The organism is Agrobacterium sp. 16-172Ci, from assembly GCF_053522725.1.
This window is the reverse complement of sequence record NZ_JBNWBW010000058.1, coordinates 1-2,835: the sequence shown is the minus strand read 5'-3', so window position 1 is coordinate 2,835 and position 2,835 is coordinate 1. Positions and strand designations below refer to the sequence as shown.

4 protein-coding genes are annotated in these 2,835 nt (G+C 61.1%); all 4 read left to right on the top strand.

Annotation, left to right across the window (positions count from 1 at the left end):
• The first annotated feature begins 60 nt into the window (after positions 1 to 60).
• Genes tnpA through ACQZ40_RS25625 form a run of 4 tightly spaced genes read left to right on the top strand, consistent with a single transcriptional unit; the run spans position 61 to position 2,808 of the window.
• The gene (tnpA, locus tag ACQZ40_RS25640; RefSeq protein WP_172691029.1) at positions 61 to 465 is read left to right on the top strand and encodes an IS66-like element accessory protein TnpA; all 405 of its coding nucleotides are present in this window, start codon (positions 61 to 63) and stop codon (positions 463 to 465) included.
• Positions 462 to 812: an IS66 family insertion sequence element accessory protein TnpB gene (gene tnpB, locus ACQZ40_RS25635; RefSeq protein ID WP_172691028.1), complete on the top strand. Its 351-nt coding sequence runs from the start codon at positions 462 to 464 to the stop codon at positions 810 to 812. Before tnpA ends, tnpB begins: the two co-directional genes overlap by 4 nt.
• Before the next feature lie 59 nt (positions 813 to 871).
• Positions 872 to 2,509, top strand: a complete 1,638-nt coding sequence (gene tnpC / locus ACQZ40_RS25630) for an IS66 family transposase (RefSeq protein ID WP_172691027.1) — start codon at positions 872 to 874, stop codon at positions 2,507 to 2,509.
• Positions 2,509 to 2,808 carry a hypothetical protein gene (locus ACQZ40_RS25625; RefSeq protein ID WP_172691061.1) on the top strand — a complete coding sequence of 100 codons (300 nt, stop codon included), beginning with the start codon at positions 2,509 to 2,511 and terminating at the stop codon, positions 2,806 to 2,808. Before tnpC ends, ACQZ40_RS25625 begins: the two co-directional genes overlap by 1 nt.
• The last annotated feature ends 27 nt before the right edge of the window (positions 2,809 to 2,835 follow it).

Below are 2,835 nucleotides of genomic sequence, written 5' to 3'. Positions count from 1 at the left end.
GTAACCCTCCGCCGAAGGCCGTCTGCCGTGATTTGCTGATTAGCTTTAAGTCTATACCTTATGTCATGCGCTACAGTCATTTCCCCCATTGAGGTTTTACCGGGCGACCATTTTGGTCGTCGCCGGGATTGGTCGGATGAAGAGAAGGTTCGGATCGTTGAGGAGAGCCTGCAAGGCTTTCGGCAAGGCTCGGTGACGGCTCGCCGTTATGGGTTGTCACGGTCGCTGTTGACCCGTTGGCGTCGGGAATACCGAAGCGGGCTTCTGAACGCTTCCGCCGCAACGAGCTTTGTACCGCTTTCGATTTCGCCGCCGTCGACATCTTTCGAGATGGCCCCGCCGCCGCGGCCTGAAGACGACATGACGATCGAGATCAGCTTACCGAACGGTCGACGGCTGACGATCCCGACCTCACTTGATCCAACTATCCTTGCTCGGCTGTTGCCGGTTCTGGATGCGTCATGATCGCCTTTCCGCCCGGGGTGAAGGTGTGGATTGCGGGCGGGGTGACGGACATGCGCTGCGGCATGAACAGCCTCGCGTTGAAGGTGCAAGAAGGGCTTGGCCGCGACCCTCATGGCGGCGAGGTCTTCTGCTTCCGCGGTCGCAAGGGTGACTTGATCAAAGTCCTTTGGCATGACGGCGTCGGCATGTCGCTTTACCTGAAGCGGCTAGAAGCGGGAAAGTTTATCTGGCCCGTCAGCCAGAGTGGCTCCGCCGTGCCAGTGTCGGCGGCGCAACTCGGCTATCTCCTGGAAGGGATCGACTGGCGCAATCCACGCTGGACACAGCGGCCTTCGAAAGCGGGCTAACTGCCTGCACTGCTCTGTTTTTGTTAGTCTTTCAGCGCGTTGCATGGTAGCTTTCTGCCATGGACGATGCTGCTTCGGAGATAGCCAGACTGCGCGCCGCGCTCGCGGAATCCGAAGCACGTGCCGCGTCTGCCGAGGCTGATCTCGCACAGGTGCGCGCTGTCGTGACAACGTCGGAGGCGGTGATCCGGCACCTCAAGCTTGAGATCGCCAAGTTGCGCCGTGAGCAATATGGCCAGAGCTCGGAACGGCGCGCCCGGCTAATCGACCAGATGGAACTGCAGCTTGAGGAACTCGAGGCAGATGCCACCGAAGACGAGATCGCGGCGGGACGCGTTGCGCAGAGGATCACAAGTGTCAACGCCTTCGAACGCCGTCGACCCGCCCGCAAGCCGTTTCCCGATCACCTGCCGCGCGAACGGCTGATCATTGAAGCTCCTTCGACCTGCACCTGCTGTGGCTCAGCCCGGATCGTGAAGATGGGCGAGGACATTACCGAGACGTTGGAGATCATTCCGCGCCAGTGGAAGGTAATCCAGACGGTGCGCGAGAAGTTCACCTGCCGGGACTGCGAGAAGATCAGCCAGCCACCGGCTCCCTTCCATCCGACACCGCGTGGATGGGCGGGACCAAATCTGCTGGCGACGATCCTGTTCGAGAAGTTCGGCCAGCATCAGCCGCTGAATCGCCAGGCCGAGCGCTACACCAGGGAAGGTGTCGATCTCAGTCTCTCTACGCTGGCCGATCAGGTCGGGGCTTGCGCCTCGGCCCTGCAGCCGATCCATGACCTGATCCGTGCTCATGTTCTGGCCGCAGAACGGCTGCACGGCGACGATACCACCGTGCCGCTTCTGGCCAGGGGCGCGACGAAGCAGGCAAGGTTATGGACTTACGTTCGCGATGATCGTCCCTTTGCGGGCGGCGCGCCTCCTGCAGCACTCTTCCACTTCTCTCCGGATCGGGAGAAGACCCATCCCAACACGCATCTTGCCGGATGGCATGGCATACTGCAGGCGGATGCCTATGGCGGCTACAACGATCTTTACCGAGCGGATCGCCGCCCCGGACCGGTCAAGAGCGCGCTCTGCTGGAGCCATGCGCGGCGCAAGTTCTTCGAACTGGCCGATATCGCCGGTAACGTGCGCAAGGGTAAACCTGCCCACGAGATATCGCCTGTCGCGCTCGAGGCCGTCGCCCGCATTGATGCGCTCTTCGATATCGAGCGGAGCATAAGCGGGAAGTCCGCCGAGGAGAGACTGGTCGCGAGGCGGCAGCATGCGCGTCCGCTCGCCGAGGAACTGCGCGACTGGCTCATGACCCAGCGTTCACAGATGTCGAAGCACAATCCTGTCGCCAAAGCGATCAACTACATGTTTGAGAAGGACGGACGCTGGGAAGCATTCACCCGCTTCCTCGACGACGGCAGGCTGTGTCTGACGAACAACGCCGCCGAGCGGGCACTGCGCGGTATCGCGCTGGGGAGAAAGGCGTGGCTATTCGCCGGCTCTCAGCGCGGCGGCGAGCGTGCCGCCTTCATGTATTCCCTGATCGTCACGGCTAAGATGAACGATATCGATCCGCAGGCCTGGCTGGCCGACGTGCTCGCCCGCATGCCCAACCTTCCCATGTCACGGCTGCCCGAACTATTACCATGGAACTGGCCCGCCAACGGCCACACCCGGCAGGTCGCCGCCTGATGGCGCGCCCGACCCATGTCTACACCATCGATTACGTCGCCACACTAATCGGCGAAAACATCGAACTCATCCGGAAGATCGCCGGCACCTCGGACAACATCGACTATGGCGAGATCATTTATGCCCACGACGGTAGCGAAGAGGGCATCATGACCTTAACGGACCGGGGGATCGAAAGCTTGCAGGAGTTCCTCGCCGATGTCCGCACTTGGGACGGAGGTGTTCGGCAGTTCCTTATCGACGAGCAATGTGATCCGGAAAAGATCGAACGCATCATCGCTGATGAGCCAAATTCATAAGGTCTGCGGCCTAGTCCGGATGGTTAC

Excerpts from the sequence above, each read along its gene's own strand:
- tnpA (WP_172691029.1), top strand. The coding sequence starts at position 61 with ATGTCATGCGCTACAGTCATTTCCCCCATTGAGGTTTTACCGGGCGAC.
- tnpB (WP_172691028.1), top strand. The coding sequence starts at position 462 with ATGATCGCCTTTCCGCCCGGGGTGAAGGTGTGGATTGCGGGCGGGGTG.
- tnpC (WP_172691027.1), top strand. The coding sequence starts at position 872 with ATGGACGATGCTGCTTCGGAGATAGCCAGACTGCGCGCCGCGCTCGCG.
- ACQZ40_RS25625 (WP_172691061.1), top strand. The coding sequence starts at position 2,509 with ATGGCGCGCCCGACCCATGTCTACACCATCGATTACGTCGCCACACTA.